18 protein-coding genes and 1 pseudogene are annotated in these 17,614 nt (G+C 56.5%); 11 read left to right on the top strand and 8 right to left on the bottom strand.

Features of this window, described 5'->3' with window-relative positions:
* Positions 1 to 13 precede the first annotated feature (13 nt).
* Positions 14 to 1,489 carry a recombinase family protein gene (locus B5F22_RS12180; protein ID WP_158096561.1) on the bottom strand — a complete coding sequence of 492 codons (1,476 nt, stop codon included), beginning with the start codon at positions 1,487 to 1,489 and terminating at the stop codon, positions 14 to 16.
* Positions 1,486 to 1,671 carry a hypothetical protein gene (locus B5F22_RS00680; RefSeq protein WP_087229902.1) on the bottom strand — a complete coding sequence of 62 codons (186 nt, stop codon included), beginning with the start codon at positions 1,669 to 1,671 and terminating at the stop codon, positions 1,486 to 1,488. The genes B5F22_RS12180 and B5F22_RS00680 overlap by 4 nt, the downstream gene beginning before the upstream one ends.
* Before the next feature lie 121 nt (positions 1,672 to 1,792).
* On the opposite strand from B5F22_RS00680, the gene B5F22_RS00675 reads away from it, so the two are divergent.
* From B5F22_RS00675 to B5F22_RS00650, 6 genes and pseudogenes are all read left to right on the top strand, one after another.
* A complete protein-coding gene (locus B5F22_RS00675; protein WP_087389726.1) occupies positions 1,793 to 2,167 on the top strand; it encodes a BlaI/MecI/CopY family transcriptional regulator in 375 nt (124 codons plus the stop codon).
* Positions 2,160 to 2,996, top strand: a complete 837-nt coding sequence (locus B5F22_RS00670) for a M56 family metallopeptidase (RefSeq protein ID WP_087389723.1) — start codon at positions 2,160 to 2,162, stop codon at positions 2,994 to 2,996. Before B5F22_RS00675 ends, B5F22_RS00670 begins: the two co-directional genes overlap by 8 nt.
* 15 nt (positions 2,997 to 3,011) lie before the next feature.
* Positions 3,012 to 3,713, top strand: a complete 702-nt coding sequence (locus B5F22_RS00665; RefSeq protein WP_242955022.1) for a DUF1287 domain-containing protein — start codon at positions 3,012 to 3,014, stop codon at positions 3,711 to 3,713.
* A gap of 15 nt (positions 3,714 to 3,728) precedes the next feature.
* Positions 3,729 to 4,397 carry a hypothetical protein gene (locus B5F22_RS00660; RefSeq protein WP_087389721.1) on the top strand — a complete coding sequence of 223 codons (669 nt, stop codon included), beginning with the start codon at positions 3,729 to 3,731 and terminating at the stop codon, positions 4,395 to 4,397.
* A gap of 18 nt (positions 4,398 to 4,415) precedes the next feature.
* Positions 4,416 to 5,129, top strand: coding sequence for a hypothetical protein (locus tag B5F22_RS00655; RefSeq protein ID WP_143482140.1), 714 nt, complete (start codon positions 4,416 to 4,418; stop codon positions 5,127 to 5,129).
* A gap of 19 nt (positions 5,130 to 5,148) precedes the next feature.
* Positions 5,149 to 5,574, top strand: a pseudogene (locus B5F22_RS00650) (manganese catalase family protein); the annotation flags it as partial.
* A 57-nt stretch (positions 5,575 to 5,631) separates the two neighbouring features.
* On the opposite strand, the gene B5F22_RS00645 reads toward B5F22_RS00650, so the two are convergent.
* Entirely contained in the window at positions 5,632 to 5,997 is a 366-nt protein-coding gene (locus tag B5F22_RS00645; RefSeq protein ID WP_087389715.1) for a VOC family protein, read from the bottom strand.
* Between the two features lie 134 nt (positions 5,998 to 6,131).
* Here B5F22_RS00645 and B5F22_RS00640 point away from each other — a divergent pair, with 134 nt between their 5' ends.
* From B5F22_RS00640 to B5F22_RS00630, 3 genes are all read left to right on the top strand, one after another.
* Entirely contained in the window at positions 6,132 to 6,806 is a 675-nt protein-coding gene (locus tag B5F22_RS00640; RefSeq protein WP_087389711.1) for a Crp/Fnr family transcriptional regulator, read from the top strand.
* A gap of 90 nt (positions 6,807 to 6,896) precedes the next feature.
* Positions 6,897 to 8,876: a YgiQ family radical SAM protein gene (locus tag B5F22_RS00635; protein ID WP_087389708.1), complete on the top strand. Its 1,980-nt coding sequence runs from the start codon at positions 6,897 to 6,899 to the stop codon at positions 8,874 to 8,876.
* 12 nt (positions 8,877 to 8,888) lie between these two features.
* Positions 8,889 to 9,548, top strand: coding sequence for a Crp/Fnr family transcriptional regulator (locus B5F22_RS00630; protein ID WP_087389706.1), 660 nt, complete (start codon positions 8,889 to 8,891; stop codon positions 9,546 to 9,548).
* 39 nt (positions 9,549 to 9,587) lie between these two features.
* On the opposite strand, the gene B5F22_RS00625 is transcribed toward B5F22_RS00630, so the two are convergent.
* The 5 genes from B5F22_RS00625 to metF form a co-directional block, all read right to left on the bottom strand.
* A complete protein-coding gene (locus B5F22_RS00625) occupies positions 9,588 to 10,166 on the bottom strand; it encodes a hypothetical protein (protein WP_087389704.1) in 579 nt (192 codons plus the stop codon).
* A complete protein-coding gene (locus B5F22_RS00620) occupies positions 10,163 to 10,366 on the bottom strand; it encodes a 4Fe-4S binding protein (protein WP_087389702.1) in 204 nt (67 codons plus the stop codon). The genes B5F22_RS00625 and B5F22_RS00620 overlap by 4 nt, the downstream gene beginning before the upstream one ends.
* A 66-nt stretch (positions 10,367 to 10,432) precedes the next feature.
* Positions 10,433 to 12,835 (bottom strand): homocysteine S-methyltransferase family protein, encoded by a 2,403-nt coding sequence (locus B5F22_RS00615; RefSeq protein WP_275532463.1) that lies wholly within the window; start codon positions 12,833 to 12,835, stop codon positions 10,433 to 10,435.
* A complete protein-coding gene (locus B5F22_RS00610) occupies positions 12,822 to 13,502 on the bottom strand; it encodes a methionine synthase (protein WP_143482139.1) in 681 nt (226 codons plus the stop codon). Before B5F22_RS00610 ends, B5F22_RS00615 begins: the two co-directional genes overlap by 14 nt.
* Positions 13,499 to 14,368: a methylenetetrahydrofolate reductase [NAD(P)H] gene (gene metF, locus B5F22_RS00605; protein ID WP_087230080.1), complete on the bottom strand. Its 870-nt coding sequence runs from the start codon at positions 14,366 to 14,368 to the stop codon at positions 13,499 to 13,501. Before metF ends, B5F22_RS00610 begins: the two co-directional genes overlap by 4 nt.
* Before the next feature lie 396 nt (positions 14,369 to 14,764).
* On the opposite strand from metF, the gene B5F22_RS00600 reads away from it, so the two are divergent.
* A complete protein-coding gene (locus B5F22_RS00600; RefSeq protein WP_087389697.1) occupies positions 14,765 to 16,645 on the top strand; it encodes a DUF4914 family protein in 1,881 nt (626 codons plus the stop codon).
* Positions 16,646 to 16,786: 141 nt separating this feature from the next.
* Positions 16,787 to 17,521: a copper homeostasis protein CutC gene (locus B5F22_RS00595; RefSeq protein ID WP_242955021.1), complete on the top strand. Its 735-nt coding sequence runs from the start codon at positions 16,787 to 16,789 to the stop codon at positions 17,519 to 17,521.
* Positions 17,522 to 17,614: the final 93 nt, after the last annotated feature.

Below are 17,614 nucleotides of genomic sequence, written 5' to 3'. Positions count from 1 at the left end.
TATAGTCTTTTTCCTACCCGCTGGCAAGCGGAGTTCCATCTCGAAATCGGAACTTCATGGGGAGATGATATAGCTTTAGCTCTACCATTCGCTGGGGGCAGACCGTGATGCTCTCCACTAGCAGCTTGCATAGGGCATCGCTGGCCTCTGGGTGTTGGAGAATGTGCTCCACTGCTTCCTCTGGGATGATATCTGGCGAAGGGGCTTGCAACTGCTGTTCCAGATTGGTGAGTTTTCGGTCGTACGTCTCTTTCATAAGGGCCAGTTCCTCCTTGGTGATATGCCCAGAGGCGTAGGCGTCCAGAAGGACGGTTTTTCGGTCTAAGATGTGCACTTGTTCTCGCTCCATCTGTTCTCTGTTGGGGTTCTCTCCATGAAGCAGATGGGTCATGGAGGTAAGTAGGCTGGAAGGACTCAACTCCAGAGCAAACAGGGCTTGACGGAACATCTGCCTGGCATCATCGTCCCGGAGCATGCGGGCAATCTTACACCCTCCACGGACGGATGAGGCGCAGCTCCACCGGAGGCTGACCCTTCCGTCCGGGCGCTTGCGCCGCCGAGCTACGAAGGTGGCGCCACATACCCCGCATTTGATCTTACCAGACAGAGCATAGTGCACGGAACGGCTTTGTGAGGTGTGCTTGCTGCGCTGTGCTAACTCCTGCTGTACGGTATTCCACAGCTCCCGGGAGATGATGGGAACGTGATGGTCTATCAGGGTGATCATCGGCTCTTCTCCGTGGTTTTGCCGTTTGGCATGGCTGAGATAATCGGGAGTGTAGGTCTTTTTCTGCACCAGGTCCCCCACATACTTTTCATTTTTTAAGAGCTTCACCAAGTGGCTGCTGCTCCAATGGGGGTTCCCGGAAAAGGTGCGCACTCCCTCCCGCTCCAGCAACCGGGCAATTTGTGTGGTGCCCAATTTTTCCGCCCCATACAGGTGGAAAATACGCTGCACCAGACGGGCTCCCTCTGGGTTGATGGAGAGTACGCCATCTTTCACGTCATATCCCAGCATGGACCGCCCGAATACCACCCCCCGCTCCATCTGCCGGGTCTGTCCCCATTTCACCCGGGCCGAGGTCCTTCGGCTCTCCTCCTGGGCAATGGAGGCCATAATGGACAGCCGTAGCTCTGCGTCCGGGTCCATGGTGTTGATGCCGTCGGTAAGAAAAATGACGGAGACACCCAGGGCCTTGAGTTTCCTGGTATAGGCGATGGTGTCCAACAGATTTCGGGAAAAACGGCTGACTTCCTTGGTGAGGATGATACGGAATTTCCCGGCCTGGGCGTCCTGAATCATCCGCTGAAAGGCTACCCGCCGTTTGGTGCTGGTGCCTGTGATACCCTCGTCGGCATAGATGCGATACAGCTCCCACTGGGGGTGCTGGCGGATGTACTGGGAGAAGTAGCGCTGCTGAGCGGCAAAGGAGTTTGCCTGGTCCTCCTTATCGGTGGAGACTCGGCAATAGCTGGCCACGGAAATCATAGCCGTTTGCCCTTCTCTAGCTGCTCTAAGGCCAGGTCTATCTGCTCCCGCTCCAATATCCCTTGTTCGCCTAGGGCCAGAAGTAGACTGGTACGGAGTAGCTGAAAAAATTCCGGGTCTGTCTCCGGTGAGACAGGGCGGGCATCTTGGATTTCGTACAGGGTTGCAAATCTGGGCTTCATGTGTCTCCCCTCCTCCTTCTTGGCTTCATGTATACGGAGAGAGATAGGCAAAAATCCCTTGACAACCATCTACTTCAAGTGTAGTATATAATTAACTACTACATATGAAGTTGGTGATACCATGAAGCATTTGCCAGACAGTGAGCTGGAAGTGATGAAGGCCCTGTGGGCCTGCGGAGCGGATACCTCTCGGGCACAGCTGGAGGAGACCTTGGCGCCCCTGGGGCTGGCTTCCAACACGGTGAACACGTACCTGACTCGTTTGACGGAGAAGGGGTTTGTCAGCGCCAGACGGGACGGAAAGCTCAACCGCTACACGCCTCTGGTGAGTCGGGAGGAATACCTCACCTTTGACAGCCATTCCATTCTCTCCAAACTGTATGACGGCTCTCCCCGCAAATTTGTGGCCGCACTGGCCAAGGGGGGTATGACGAAACAGGAGGTGGAGGACCTCCGGTCTCTCCTGGACCAATTGGGTGGAGGGGACCATGGATGAGTGTTTGATGGATCTGTTTGCCCTGTCCCTGGGGGGCGGCGTGGTGGCGCTGGTTCTCATGGGAGTGGCACGAGTTACCCGGGCCAGATATGCGGCCAAGTGGCGGTGTGTGATTTGGGCGCTGCTGTGTCTACGTCTGATCATTTTGTTGCCCCTAGTACCCCAGGTCCAAGCCCCGGTTCAGATGACCGTGCCCCAGATGGACCGCCCGGTGGCGGTATCCGCTGCGCCCACGGTTGCCCCGAATACGGGAACTGCTCCCCAGATTCATCCCGATGAGGAGGAGAAAGCGCCAGCGCTTACCATGTCTCACATCGTAAGTGGGGTGTGGCTGTTGGGGATGTGCGGGGTTCTGGTGTGGAGCGGGGTGTCCCATATGAGGCTGCGCCGCTATCTAAGACGCTGGGCATCGGTGGAGACCCGGGAAGAGGTGTGCTGCCGATATGCGGCACAGGCCCAGCGGTTGAATCTTAAGCGTGTACCTAAGTTATTGGCGTGCCCCGGGCTGGAGGTGCCCATGTTGACGGGACTGGTGGCCCCTGCCCTGATGTTACCTCAGAACGCATCGCCAGAGGATGGATTGGACTATGCTTTGCTCCATGAGCTGATTCACTACCGCCGCAGAGATATCTGGCTGAAAGCGTTGGTGATGCTGACAGTTTCGGTGCACTGGTTCAATCCGGTGATGTGGCTGATGGTGCGTCAGGTGGACCGAGACATTGAACTGGCCTGTGACGAGATGGCACTGACCGTGTTACCGGAAGAGGAGCGTCTGGCTTATGGGGAGACCATCCTCCAGGCGGCAGCCAGAGTCCATCGGCAAACATGATGGGAGGGATGGGAGATGCACAAGAGAAAAACCTGGGTGATGATCCTGGCAAGTGTAGGAGTTTTGGTGTTGGCCCTGGTCGTAGTTCTGCAATATTACGGCATCTTGCCCAAGCGGACCTACTCCTCCCAGCACTTCGGCATTGACGTGGTGTACAGCTCTCAGGACTATAACCACAACGGCGTGGATGACTACACGGATTTTCTGCTGGGAGCCAAGCAAGACGCAGAGAACCACCCCACCTATGACGGCAGATATTACGCCGGAGGGTATCCACCGGAGGACATAGGGGTGTGTACCGATATGGTTTGGCGGGCATTCCGGCAGGCGGGCTATTCTCTGCGGGATATGGTGGACCAGGACGTGCGCCAATACCCGGACCGCTATCCAGACATTCAATACCGGGATGCCAACATTGATTTTCGCAGGGTGAAAAATCTATGGGCCTTCTTCCAGGCCTACGCTCTGGAGTTGACCTGTGATATTACGGATATTGACCAGTGGCAGCCCGGTGACATTGTGATCTTCAACGAGGGCAAACACATCGGAGTGGTATCCGACCTTCGCAACCGCAGCGGCCAACCCTATATTCTGCACAATGCAGGTCAATTTCGCCGGGAAGAGGATTATCTGGGGCGGTCTCCGGTGGAGGCCCACTTCCGCTTTGATGCCTCCCGTGTGCCCCAAGAGGTTCGGGTGGCCTGGGGCGGTGTGTGAAAGGAGTTTGAAGCTATGAAGAGAAACAAGCATCCGGTTCCACCTCATTCTCCCTTTACCACGCCCTTTTCTCCAACGGCACAGGAGATGGGATTGCGTCTGCGTAGTCTGTTCCAGTGGAAGAAGAAACGGCCTCCCCTGGCGGTGCTGGGCCTGGTGTGTGCTGGAGTGGTACTCAGCGGCTCTCTGGTCTCCTGCCACACTGCTGTAGTGGATGACCCACCTCCTCTGACCACGGACTCTGTGCCAGAGGGGACCGAGAAGCCACAAACTACGGGGATGCCAGAGGAGACAGAAACGCCACAGACTTCGGAGGTTCCCGACCTCAATTTCTTCTTTGGCGGCGGCTGGGGTGGTCTTTCCTGGGAGGAGCTGTTGAACAGTGGGGCGCGGTTTAATGGAAGCAGTCTATTGAATCCCGATGAGATCGCTCTGGACTATTCCATCCTCAACGGAAGCTTTACTCACACCATGCGTTTGCAGTCTGGCGATGTGTTGGATGTGGCGCTGCAGGTGGATGAAGGGACCTTGGGCATCGCCATTGAAGGGGGCGACGGCACCCCGCTCTACCAGAATGACAATCTAGACACCTCCCAATTCCATCTGGAGATTTCTCAAACTGATTCCTATCAAGTCACCATCACCGGGAGTAATACCAAGGGAAGCATTCATTTGAAAGTTTGATGGGAAAGGAGAATTGCTATGAAATCGGTTCGACCGACTCCGCCTCGTTCGCCTTTTACCACGGCGTTTTCCCGGACGGCTCGTGAGACGGGAATTCGCATTCTCAACCTGTTTGAGTGGAAGCGGAGACGTCCGCCCACGTTCCTTCTGTTGCTGATATGTGGAGCTGTGTTGCTGTGCGGGTCTCTGGTGTCCTGCCGACCGAAAGAGGCTACGCATTCTCTGACCCAGGAGGAACTGGACTATTTCAATCAGGAGTTCTTCAACGGAAGCACCGGGAATATGCACAATCAATTTCTAACCAGTGAGTATACCTCCCCCGGTGAAATCAATCTATTTGAGCTGTTTTACAACGGGATAGACGGAACGGCTGCCCAGCTCTCTCAGACGGAGCGGGAGCAACTGAGTGAGCTGGAACCCATGACAGAGTACAGCGGTGTTATCAAGGTGACCAGGCAGGAGATGGACCAGGTGCTGGAGGGAGGTTTGGGCATGGGCCTGACGGACACCCAACAGCAGGGACTGGAACAGTTCCACTATCTGGAGCAATCGAACGCCTATTATTTGGTGCACGGAGATACCAACTTCCAATGGTGTACCATTACCTCCGGCACCCATATCTCGGACCAGCAGGTGCAGTTGCAATACACCAAGGATGACGGTACGGCGTGGGAGGTTACCATGGAGTCCAGGGGTGACAGTTATGTGTTCTGTTCCAACGTGAAAAGATAGGCATCATTTTGACCCTTCTGTAGGGACAGAGGAACTGGGACACCTGGAGATGATCGGCACCATTGTCCATCAGCTCACCCGAAACCTCACCCAGGAGCAGCTGCGGGAAGGCGGCTTTGCCCCCTACTTCATCGACCACACTGCCAGCGTCTATCCTACGGCCGCCTCCGGTTCCCCCTGGAATGCTGCTGGGATTGGGGTGAAGGGCGATATCATCGCAGACCTCACCGAGGACCTGGCCGCGGAGCAGAAGGCCCGTGTGACCTATGACAACATCCTGCGTATGTCGGATGACCCCGACGTCAACGATGTCATCCGTTTTCTGCGGGAGCGGGAAATCGTCCACTTCCAGCGCTTTGGCGAGGCCATTTACCGGGCCAAGGAGCGGATGGACCAGAAAAATGTCTATCTCACCAACCCCGCCTTCGATCAAAAGAGATCGTAGAAGCGAAACTTGGGCCCGTTGCCAGATGCGGCAACGGGCCCAAGGATGTTTTCCGGTTTACTTTTCGGGGACGATCTCAATCCAGTACCCGTCGGGGTCGGTGATAAAGTAGATGCCCATGTCGGGGTTTTCGTAGCAGATGCATCCGATCTCCTGGTGCCGGGCGTGGAGGCCCTCGTAGTCGTCGGTGACAAAGGCCAGGTGAAACTCGCACTCGCCCAGGTTGTAGGGATCGGTGCGGTCTCGCAGCCAAGTCAGCTCCAGCTGGAACGGGGTCTTGCCGTCACCCAGATATACCAGTTTAAAAGAATCGTCCTCCGGGACGTATTCCCGCACGACCTCCAGGTCCAGGGCATTTTTGTAGAAGGTCAGGCTCTTGTCCAGGTCCAAAACGTTAAAGTTAAAATGCTGAAAATGAATCATAAGGGGTCACTCCTCCAGGTAAAATAGACAAGCCATATTATACCGTCTCCTGTGTCGCCTTGCAATATGGTTGACGGGAGAGGTGATACCCCTTACAATGAAATGGATGATCCGAAGCTCCGGGAGGAATTGCAATGAATTTGACGTTTTTGGCCCAGACTCCCCTCTTTCGTGGGATAGCCCCTCAGGATATCACTGCCATGCTGGGGTGTCTCCACGGCAGGGAGCAGTCCTTTTCCAAGGGGCAGCTGATCTATGGAGCTGGAGAATGTGTCACCGCCATGGGGATGGTGTTAGAGGGCAGCGTCTGCATTCAGCGGGACGACTTCTGGGGCAATACCAGTGTGTTAGACTCGGTGCAGCCGGGGCAGATGTTTGCGGAGACCTACACCTGCATCCCGCACGAGCCGCTGATGGTCAGTGTGGTGGCGGAAAAGCCGTGTACCGTCCTCTTTTTGGAGACGCCCCACATGCTCCAGGTGTGCAGCAATGGGTGCGGATTCCACCAGAGACTGGTGCAGAACCTACTCTCCATCTCGGCCCAGAAGAATTTGGCGCTCTCCCGGAAAATTGCCTTTACTACCGCCAAGACCATTCGGGGTCGACTTCTGACCTATCTCTCTGCCCAGGCAGCAGAGCACAAGAGCCCTTCTTTCACAATTTCCTTTAATCGTCAGCAGCTGGCAGACTATCTCAATGTGGAGCGCAGTGCCCTGTCCAACGAGCTGAGCAAAATGCAGCGGGATGGCCTGTTGACCGTGGAGGGCAGACAGTTTGTGCTGAAGGTACAGGAGGAAAACCTCCTATAAGACTGGAAATGAAAAACCCATTGCCAGGTGGAATCTTTTCGTATACAATAGAGGGCTGTCAATTGATGCACAAATGAAGGAGGACGCACCATGCGTGACTTTTTGCCAATTTCCAAAGCGGATATGGAGCGGCGAGGCTGGGAACAGTGTGACTTTGTCTACGTCATTGGGGATGCCTATGTGGACCATCCCTCCTTTGGCCATGCCATCATCAGCCGTGTGCTGGAAGCGGCAGGATATAAAGTGGGATTCATCTCCCAGCCTGATTGGAAGAACCCCCAGTCCATCACCGTCCTGGGTCGGCCCCGTCTGGGCTTTCTGGTCACTGGCGGCAATATGGACTCCATGGTCAACCACTACAGCGTGTCCAAAAAGCACCGCAAGATGGATGCCTTTACACCCGGTGGAGTGATTGGGAAGCGGCCAGACTATGCCACGGTGGTGTACTGCAACCTCATCCGCCGGGTGTACAAGGATATCCCAATTCTCATCGGCGGCATTGAGGCCAGCTTGCGCCGCATGGCCCACTACGACTACTGGTCGGACAAGCTTAAACGCTCCATTTTGCTGGACAGTCAGGCGGACATGCTCATGTACGGCATGGGCGAGCGGTCTGTGGTGGAGGTGGCGGACGCTCTGGACAGCGGCCTGAAACCCCAGGACATCACTTTTGTCAATGGTACCGTATACCGTGCCACCCAGGTGGACCTGATGGTGCCCTATGTGACCCTCCCCTCCTATCAAGAGCTGTGTGAGGATAAGCGTAAGTATGCTCAGAGTTTCTACACTCAGTATTGCAATACGGACCCCTTCTCTGGAAAAACGCTGGTGGAGCCCTATGGCCCCCGGGAATACGTCATCCAGAACCCAGCCCAGAAGCCGCTGAGTCAGGCGGAGATGGACCGGGTGTACGGTCTGCCCTATATGCGTACGTATCACCCCTCTTATGAGGCCGCTGGCGGCGTGCCCGCCATTGAGGAGGTGCGGTTCAGCCTGGTATCCTGCCGTGGCTGCTTTGGTGGGTGTAGCTTCTGTGCCCTCACCTTCCACCAGGGGCGTATCATCCAGACCCGGAGCCACGAGTCCATCCTGGCAGAGGCCCAGCAGATGGTGTGGGAGCCGGATTTCAAGGGATACATCCACGACGTGGGCGGCCCCACCGCCAACTTCCGTCAGCCCGCGTGTAAAAAGCAGCTGACCAAGGGCGTGTGTCCCACTCAGCAGTGCCTTTTCCCCAAACCCTGTAAGAACCTGATTGCGGACCACAGCGATTATCTGGCCCTGCTGCGCAAACTCCGGGCAATTCCAGGGGTGAAAAAGGTGTTCATCCGTTCCGGTATTCGCTTTGACTACCTGTTGGCCGATCAGAATGACACCTTCTTCAAGGAACTGGTGAAGTATCATGTGTCCGGCCAGCTGAAGGTGGCTCCCGAGCACATCGCCGACCCGGTGCTGGAGAAGATGGGTAAGCCGCCCCGGGCAGTCTACGACAAGTTCCTGGTCAAGTACAGGCGGCTCAACGAGCAGTGTGGTTTGAAACAGTATGTGGTGCCCTATCTCATGTCCTCCCACCCCGGCTCTACGCTGAAAGAGGCAGTGGCTCTGGCGGAGTATCTGCGGGACTTGGGCTATATGCCCGAGCAGGTTCAGGACTTCTACCCCACCCCCTCTACCCTGTCCACCGCTATGTACTACACGGGACTGGACCCCCGCACCATGAAGCCAGTGTATGTGCCCACCAACCCCCACGAAAAGGCCATGCAGCGGGCGCTCATCCAGTACCGCAACCCCAAAAACTATATGCTGGTCCACGAGGCCCTGGTGAAGGCAGGACGGGAAGATCTGATCGGTTACGACAAGCACTGCCTCATCCGTCCCAAGGGTGGTCAGTGGTCCGGGAAGAAACCTGGAGCCTCCAGTCAGCGTCCCAACACATCCAAGGGCGGAAAGCCCAAGGCCAAGGGGGACACTTCCCGCACCACTGCGCTGAAAGAGCACAAGAAGAAAAAGGCTGGGTGGGCAGTGGCCAAGCCCAGCAATTCCCGCAAAAAGCGGACCGGAAGAAAATAATCAGGTGAAACCATGAGTATTTCTCAATATTTCCCCATTTGGGACCAACTGACCCAAGCCCAGCAGGACCTGCTTACTGCCTCTGCCTCCAAAGCCCAGGCTACCAAGGGGACCGTGCTCCACAACGGTTCGGCGGACTGCCTGGGGTTGCTGTTGGTGTGCAGCGGACAGCTGCGGGCGTACATTCTCTCGGACGAGGGGCGGGAGATTACCTTGTACCGCCTCTTTGAGCGGGATATGTGCCTGTTTTCTGCCTCGTGTATGCTGCAAAGCATCCAGTTTGACATTCAGATTGAGGTGGAGAAGGACGCAGAGTTCTGGATTATCCCACCGGACGTGTACAAATCCCTCATGGAGCAGTCCTCTGCCGTGGCCAACTACACCAATGAGGTGATGAGTGCTCGGTTCTCTGAGGTCATGTGGCTGATGGAACAGGTGATGTGGAAGAGCTTTGACAAGCGTCTGGCGGACTTTCTCCTCCAGGAGAGCGTGTTGGACGGCACGGACCAGCTGGTTCTCACCCACGAGAAAATTGCAAACCACATGGGGACAGCCCGGGAGGTAGTCACCCGAATGCTTCGATACTTCCAATCCGAAGGTCTGGTTTCCCTCTCCCGGGGCGTGGTGAAGATCGAGAATGAAGCAGCCTTGCGACAATTAAGTGAGCGATAAAAAAGCTGCTGCGATTTCCTCGCAGCAGCTTTCCTCTACTTATTTTTCTTTGTATTTTGCCTGGCAGATCAGCTGGGTCATGGTGCCCATGGGGCAGTAGACACACCAGGAGCGGGGCTTGAAGAGCACCATAGTCACAAGACCCAGCAGCGTGGATGTGAGCATGACGCTATAGAAGCCAAAGGCAAACTGAGCCACACCGGGAGAGAACAACGTGCCGTGGTAGGCCCAGTGCCAGGGCAACCGGAAGGTCCACAGCAGGGTTACCACCTGAGAGAGATTCTGGGCACCTGCAAACACCAGATAAGTATTCCACAGCATGAGAAAGAACATGGCAAAGAAGAACACCAGAAAGCCGTAGCGGAATCCCCGGCTCTTCATCCACTGGGGCATATCTCTCCGCCGGGATAGTCCAAACCGGCCTCCCAGCAGACCCAGAAGCTGACCCCGGCCACAGTAACGGTTGCAGTAGCTCTTCTGCCCGGTGGCAACGGCCAAAATCAGAGGGATGAAAAAGCACAGAAGGCCCAGCCAGGCAAAGAGAATGTTAAAAAAGCCTAGGACTAGGTAGAGGGCTGTGGCAATCCACAGATAGTCGTACCAACGCTTTCCCTTCATGCTCCCACCTCCTGAATACGGATGATAGAGGCCGGGCACTCTTTGGCGCACTTCCCGCACCCCACGCAGCGGGCCGGGTCTACCTTGGCATACAATCCATGAAATACCTCAACAGCTGACAAGGGACAAAACTTGACACAACAGCCGCAGGCCACACACAGGGCTTGGTCCACCACGGCGTTTCGTTTCACAACACGCATCTGTCTTCCTCCCACGATTTGATACGTGTATCATACTATGCCGGGAGTTTTCATTCTGTGACCAGATCACATAGCGGTAGAAAAGACACGCTTTGCAATGTCTACGGAGTCTTTGGCGTCTTTGGCATAGAAATCAGCGCCGATTTGAGCGGCATATTCCGGGGTAAGCACGGCTCCACCCACCATCACCTTGCAGGTCAATCCGGCCTGACGGAGTTGGGCGATGGTCTCTTCCATGTTCTTGACTGTGGTGGTCATTAGGGCGGACAGTCCCACCAGCGGGGCTTGGTGGCGCTGGGCGGCCTCCACTACCTTCTGGGGGTCTACATCCCGGCCCAGGTCCACCACGGTGTAACCGTAGTTCTCCAGCAGTACCTTGACGATGTTTTTGCCGATGTCGTGGATATCCCCCTTCACCGTGGCGATCACGATGGTGCCCCGGTCCACCTGTTCCTGGTCGCCCGTGGCCATGTGCTGGCGGATGACGTCAAAAGCGGCTTGAGCGGCTCCGGCAGACTGGATGAGTTGGGGCAGAAACACCCGGTTTTGCTCGAAGTCGGCCCCAACCTTGTCCAGAGCGGGAATGAGCATCTCATTGACAATGTCCATGGGCTCTCGCTGCTCCAACAGACTGCGGGTGGCAGCGGCGGCTTCTGCTTTTAGCCCAGCCACCACGGCCTCTTCCAGCGTTCGAGTGCCGGAGGTACTGGTGGGAGAAGCGGAAGTCCCGGCTGTGGTGGTGATGGAGGTGGATACGGTGGCGTTGCCGTAGGCGGCGATGAAGTCGGCGGCGTTCTCGTCCACCGTGGTCAGCAGATGGTAACAGCGCACGGCTGCCATCATGGCATCCACGTTGGGGTTGAGAATGGGTAGGTCCAACCCCGCCGCCATGGCCATAGTCAGGAAATTCTGGTTGACCAGTCCCCGGGCGGGGAGGCCGAAAGAGATGTTGGACACTCCCAGCACCGTTTTCAGGCCCAACTCCTCCTTCACCTGTCGGAGGGCCTGGAGGGTCTGCACCGCCCCAGTGGGCTCGGCAGACACCGTGAGGGTGAGACAGTCAATATACACGTCCTGTTTGGGAATGCCGTAGGACATGGCTCGGTCCAGAATGTGGCGGGCAATGTCCACCCGTTTCTGGGCGGTCTGGGGAATGCCCTCTTCATCCAGAGTGAGGCCCACCACAGCGGCGCCGTATTGTTTCACCAAGGGGAGAATTTTGTCGCTGGTAGCATCTTCCCCGTTCACTGAGTTGACGATGGCCTTACCGCAGTACACCCGTAGGGCCCGTTCCAACACGGCGGGGTCAGTGGAGTCCAGCTGCAAGGGGGCATCTGTCACCCCTTGAATGGCCTTTACTGCTGCCACCATCATCTCAGCCTCATCAATATCGGGCAAACCCACGTTGACATCCAGAATATCCGCTCCTGCGTCTACCTGGGCCAGGGCCTGACCCAGCATATAGTCCACATCGCCCCTACGGAGCGCTTCCTTCATCAGCTTTTTGCCCGTGGGATTGATGCGCTCACCGATGACGCGCACTCGGTCAATGGGCACCACTTTGGTGGCGCTGCACACCGCTGGAGGCACGTGGCGGGGCACCTGGCGCACCTGGGTTTGGCTAAGCGCCTCCCGCAGCAGCCGGATATACTCCGGTGTGGTGCCGCAGCAGCCGCCAAATACCTGTACCCCCATCTGAGCCAGGGAGGCCAGACTCTGGGCAAACTCCTCCGGGGTGATGTCATAACCAGAGCCATCCGGATGGGGCAGGCCTGCATTGGGCTTGAGCACGATGGGAAGGTTGGTCCAAGCAATCAGTTCTTCCACCAGGGGAGGCATCTCCCGGGGACCCAGGGAACAGTTGATGCCGATGGCATCAGCCCCCATTCCCTCCAGGGTCAGAGCGGCGCAGGCGGGGCTGCAACCCAGGAAGGTGCGCCCGGTGGCCTCGTAGGTCATGGTCACCATGACGGGCAAGGAACTATTCTCTTTCACGGCCAGCAGAGCGGCTCGGGCCTCCTGTAGGTCGGTCATGGTCTCGATGACGGCCAGGTCAGCCCCAGCGGCCACACCGGCCCGTACCACCTGGGCAAATATATCCACTGCCTCTTCAAATTCCAGAGTGCCAGTGGGCTGGAGCAGCTGGCCGATGGGTCCGATATCCAACGCCACCAGTCCCCTGCCCTGGGCGGCTTGCTTGGCCAGAGAGACGGCAACTTGTACGACTTCTTCCACAGTGACCCCGCAATGGGCCAGTTTTTCTCGGTTTGCCCCAAAGGTGTTGGCGTAGACAATCTGACTGCCTGCGTCCAGATAGGCTGTGTGTATGTCCAGCAACCACTGGGGGTGTTCCAGGGCAACCAACTCAGGGGTTGCGCCTGTGGGCAGCCCTTTGGCCTGGAGCATGGTGCCCATGGCGCCGTCCAGCAAGATGGGTTGACCGGAGGTGAGTAACTTATTTAGATCCACAGTGACCGCCTGCCTTTCGATATTGACAATGCTCCCCGGCAGGACAGCTCAGACAGCTTCGCTTGGTGTCTGTCACAGGTGTGTGAGACACACCGATGAGAGCAGTGACCGATTTTCGGGGGGTTAAAATGTGGGTGGCGCTGGCGCACAGCCCGATTTTTCGGGGGGCGTCCAGCAGGGCCAGTAGCGGGCCCTGGAGAGACAGGGGCAAATCCCCATACCCGGGGCTATACCGGAAGGGGAAATAGCACCCCGGATACTCTCCGTGAAGGAATGTCTCGATTTCATCGCAGACCTGTTCCACCGCAGCAGTGGCGCAGCAATCCAAAGCCAGGGCCTGGAGCATGTCCCGGCTCTCCGCCTGCCGGATGAGACTGTCCACCTGTGGGGACAGGGTGGCGCAGAACACTGCCACCTGATGGCAGCCGCTGAGGTGAGTGCGAAGGTCCTGCCCAGGTAGAAGAAGCCCGGTGGACAGGCGCACCCCCTCCTCCTCCAGAGAGATGGAGAAGGTGCGATAGGTCCACCGGGGACGAGCCGTTTTTACAAGTGCCTGGGCGCAGGTCGTTACCGTCTCCACCAGCGCTTGGTCCGCCTGGTGGGCGGGACAGCCCATATACCGCAGCACCTCGGAGATATCCAGGGACGAAAGCTGTACTTCCATCATACGCTGCGGATGGCGGTGATGCTGTCACTGATCTGACGGGCCACCTGAGGATTGTTCATGGTGTACAGGTGAATTCCGTCCACACCGGCGGCGATGAGATCGGAGATTTGGTCAATGGCATAGGCGATGCCCGCCTCTCGCATGGCCTGGGGGTGATCGCCGTAGCGGGCCAAAATGCGGGTCAGCTTCCGGGGCAGAGAGGCACCGCACATGGACACCATGCGCTGGATGGAGGCTTTGCTCAGCACCGGCATGATCCCCGCCTCAATGGGCACTTCAATCCCAGCCAGACGGCACCGCTCCCAGAAACGGAGAAAATCGTCGTTGTCAAAAAACAATTGGCTAACCAGGTGAGTCACACCGGCATCCACCTTCTGCTTGAGATAACGGATGTCAGAGACCACGTCGGGGCTCTCCGGGTGTCCCTCGGGGTAACAGGCCCCGGAAATGCCGAAGTCCCCGTGCTGCCGAATCCAGGACACCAGGTCATCGGCGTGGAGAAAGTCCGTGTGAGAGACTGCGTTGGGGTTGTGGTCTCCACGCAGCGCCAGAATGTTCTCCACGCCTCCGGCCTTAAGGGTGTTCATCACCTCTAGAGCACTCTCCTTGGTGCAGCCCACACAGGTCAAATGGGCCATAGCGGTAATGTGGTACTCATTTTCAATCATGCAGGCGATCTCTTGGGTGGAGTGGTTGACGTTACCGCCACCCCCTGCGCCGTAGGTCACGCTGATGAAATCAGGGCGAATATCCTTCAATCCATCTAACGTGCGATAGATGCTGTCAATGGGGGAATCCCGCTTGGGCGGGAAGATCTCACAGGAGAATACAGGGCGGCCTTGGCCAAACAATTCTGCAATTTTCATGGGGTACCTCACTCGTTTGCTTTTTTTCGCTAAATAGCTGTATCTTTTGTGAGTATACAGGAAAATAAGGCAAAATGCAAGATGTCTTGGGAAGCGAAGGGAAAATGTTAACAAAGTATGAAATATTGATTTCCTCACAAAAATTCGACCATTTATGAAAAAGGATATCTGAAACGAGAAAACAGGAAAAATTGTCGTGGTATGGAAGGAGTTTCTAGATAAATGTGGTACAAATCAAATCAGAACGGTTAAATCGAATTAGAAAAAACCGGAAAATGCAAGACGGGAAAAATGGTCTTGCAAGAAAAGAGTGGTTGACAAGTCGCCGTCAAGTTTGATACTCTACGTGTAGTATGTTAAATTTCAAACTATGTCACGGAAAAGAGGTTGCGGTACATGAACGTGTTGTTGGAAGAGTTTGTGCTCCCTCCCGACCTGGAAAAGATACTGGACAACAGCCCTAGTATCATCATTCCCAAGACGGAGGAGATGCTGTACGGCCTGATTTTTGGCAATAACGGAACCAATACCAATCAGGTGGATGTCTGCTACCGGGTCAATGGTGAGCTAGTGAAGGAGGCAGTGGTCTCCCGCTGCAAGAACGGTGCTGCCGTCAACTTCACCGAGGACTATATGCGCCGTCGTGATCCGGACTGTATGCGCATTGGCGATGATCTCCCCACGGATAAGCCCCGCTTTAAGGATGTGTACGGCTACGACTTCGAGAAACTGAAGATCGAGACCTATCAGTGGCTGGCCCGTCAGGAGCTGATTCTGGTGCCCTTTATGGCGGGCGGCAAGGAGTATGGCTATGAGGCTCTGCTGGTGTGCCCCCGCAATGCGGCCTTCTTTGCCTTTGCTCTGTCTCAGCTCCAGTCCTTTGTCAGTGGCAAGGACATTCACAACTTTAAGCCCCGCGCCATTGTCTATGTCGCTCCCCCCTTCCGCCACACCCACTTCAACGGCAGACAGGTGTGCGTGCACAATCGTCTGGAGGACCGCCATGAGGTGTTCTCTTATAACCTCTATCCCGGCCCCTCCGCCAAGAAGGGTATTTACAGTGTGCTGCTGGATATCGGCGAACAGGAGGGCTGGGTGACTGCCCATGCCTCCGCTGCCCGTATTGTCACTCCCTATGAGAATGAGATGGTGATGATGCACGAGGGCGCTTCTGGCGGCGGCAAGAGCGAGCTGCTTCAGGATGTGCACCGTGTGTCCGATGGCCGTGTGCTGCTGGGCACCAACCTGGAGAACGGCGAGCGGGATTACCTGCACATGAGCGATACCTGTACCATTCACCCGGTCACCGATGATATGGCCATCTGCCACCCCTCTTTCCAGACGGAGAGCGGCAAGCTGGCTCTGTACGATGGTGAGGACGGCTGGTTCCTCCGTGTGGACGGCATCACCGAGTATGGCAGCGATCCCATGTACGAGCGCATCACCATTGAGAGCGAGAAGCCTCTGATGTTCTTCAACATCGACGGTGTTCCCGGTGCTACCTGCTTGGTTTGGGACCACACCATGGACTCCAACGGCAAGCCCTGCCCCAACCCCCGTGTGATTATTCCCCGCACTATGGTGGACAACATCGAGATGTCCCCTGTGGAGGTGGATGTGCGCAGCTTCGGCGTGCGTATGCCTCCCTCCAGCGCCGCTCACCCGGACTACGGTATCATGGGTCTGATGCACATCATCCCCCCCGCTCTGGCTTGGCTGTGGCGTCTGGTGGCCCCCCGTGGCTTTAAGAACCCCAGCATCAGCGGAAACTCTCCCCTGGCCAGTGAAGGCGTGGGTTCCTATTGGCCTTTTGCTACTGGCCGTAAGGTGGTGCAGGCCAACCTGCTGCTGGAGCAGATTCTGAACTCTCCCAACACCAAGTATGTCCTGATTCCCAACCAGCACATCGGTGTGTATCGCATCGGCTTTGCTGCGGAGTGGATTGCCAGAGAGTATCTGGCCCGCCGCGGCGGCGTGAATATGAAAATGGACCGTCTCACCCCCGCCCCCTGCTCCCTGCTGGGCTACTGCATGAAGGAGATGAAGGTGGACGGCCAGGAGATCCGTACCACCTTCCTGCATCCTGAGACTCAGGAGCAGATGGGAATGGAGGGCTACCAGAAGGGTGCCCAGATTCTCTACGACTTCTTCGCCAAAGAGCTGGAGGCCTTTGACGTGGAAGAGCTCCACCCCGTGGGCAAGGAAATCCTGGAGTGCTTCAAAAAGCACGGCACCATCGAAGACTACTGCGCAATTACTCCCCTCGGCCTGAAATGAGAACCAGCACCCTCAGCTTTCCGGCAACAGAAAGCTGAGGGTGCTATTTTGCGCCCACTTGAAAAGAATACCACTTGTGCTCCGCGCAATTTTTGTTTATGATATATAAAAGCATTCTACCGATGACAGGAGGCGGTCATGATGACTTTGGAAATTTGTGTCGACAGCGTGGAATCGGCCCGTGCTGCAGCGGCGGGTGGAGCCACCCGACTGGAGCTGTGCGGCAATTTGATCATTGGCGGGACCAGTCCCAGCCCCTATCTCATTGAGGCGGTACAGAAGTTGGACGTGCCGGTGCGCGTGTTGCTGCGCCCTCGCTTCGGCGATTTCCTGTACACCCCCTCTGAACAGGAAATCCTGTACAAAGAGGTGGAGTTGTGCCGCTCTCTCGGTGTAGACGGCGTGGTGATTGGTGCGCTGTGCCCGGATGGGACCTTGGATGTACCCTTCCTCTCTTCCCTGGTTGAGGCTGCCGGACCTCTGGGGAAAACGCTGCACCGGGCGTTCGATGTGTGCGCCGATGCCCAGCAGGGCCTGGAGACAGCGGTCACCCTGGGCTTTGACACCATCCTTACCTCCGGTCAGGCGGCCACAGCCCTGGAGGGAGTGGAGACTTTGGCCCAGCTGCAACAGCAGGCGGACGGGCGGATTACCCTGTTGGCAGGCAGCGGCGTGAGCCCGGAGAACATTCCGGTTATCCGGGAGCGCACAGGAATTTCCGCGTTCCACATGTCGGGAAAACGCACGGTGGAGGGCGGTATGCGGTTCCGCCGGGAGGGAGTTCCTATGGGATTGCCCTTAGCCAGTGAATATGAGCGATTTTACACAGATGAGGGCTTAGTACGCAGCGCTTATGCAGCACTAACCCAAAAATGACTCAAAATGCAAAGGTAAATATCAACAAAAATTTCAGTGAAATTTTGTGAATGAGTCCGGTCTTATCTCTTTTGTCTAAAATACTATTGACAA

The organism is Pseudoflavonifractor sp. An187, assembly GCF_002160275.1.
Lineage (GTDB): Bacteria > Bacillota > Clostridia > Oscillospirales > Oscillospiraceae > Enterenecus > Enterenecus faecium.
This window is presented reverse-complemented; position numbering and strand designations above follow the sequence as displayed.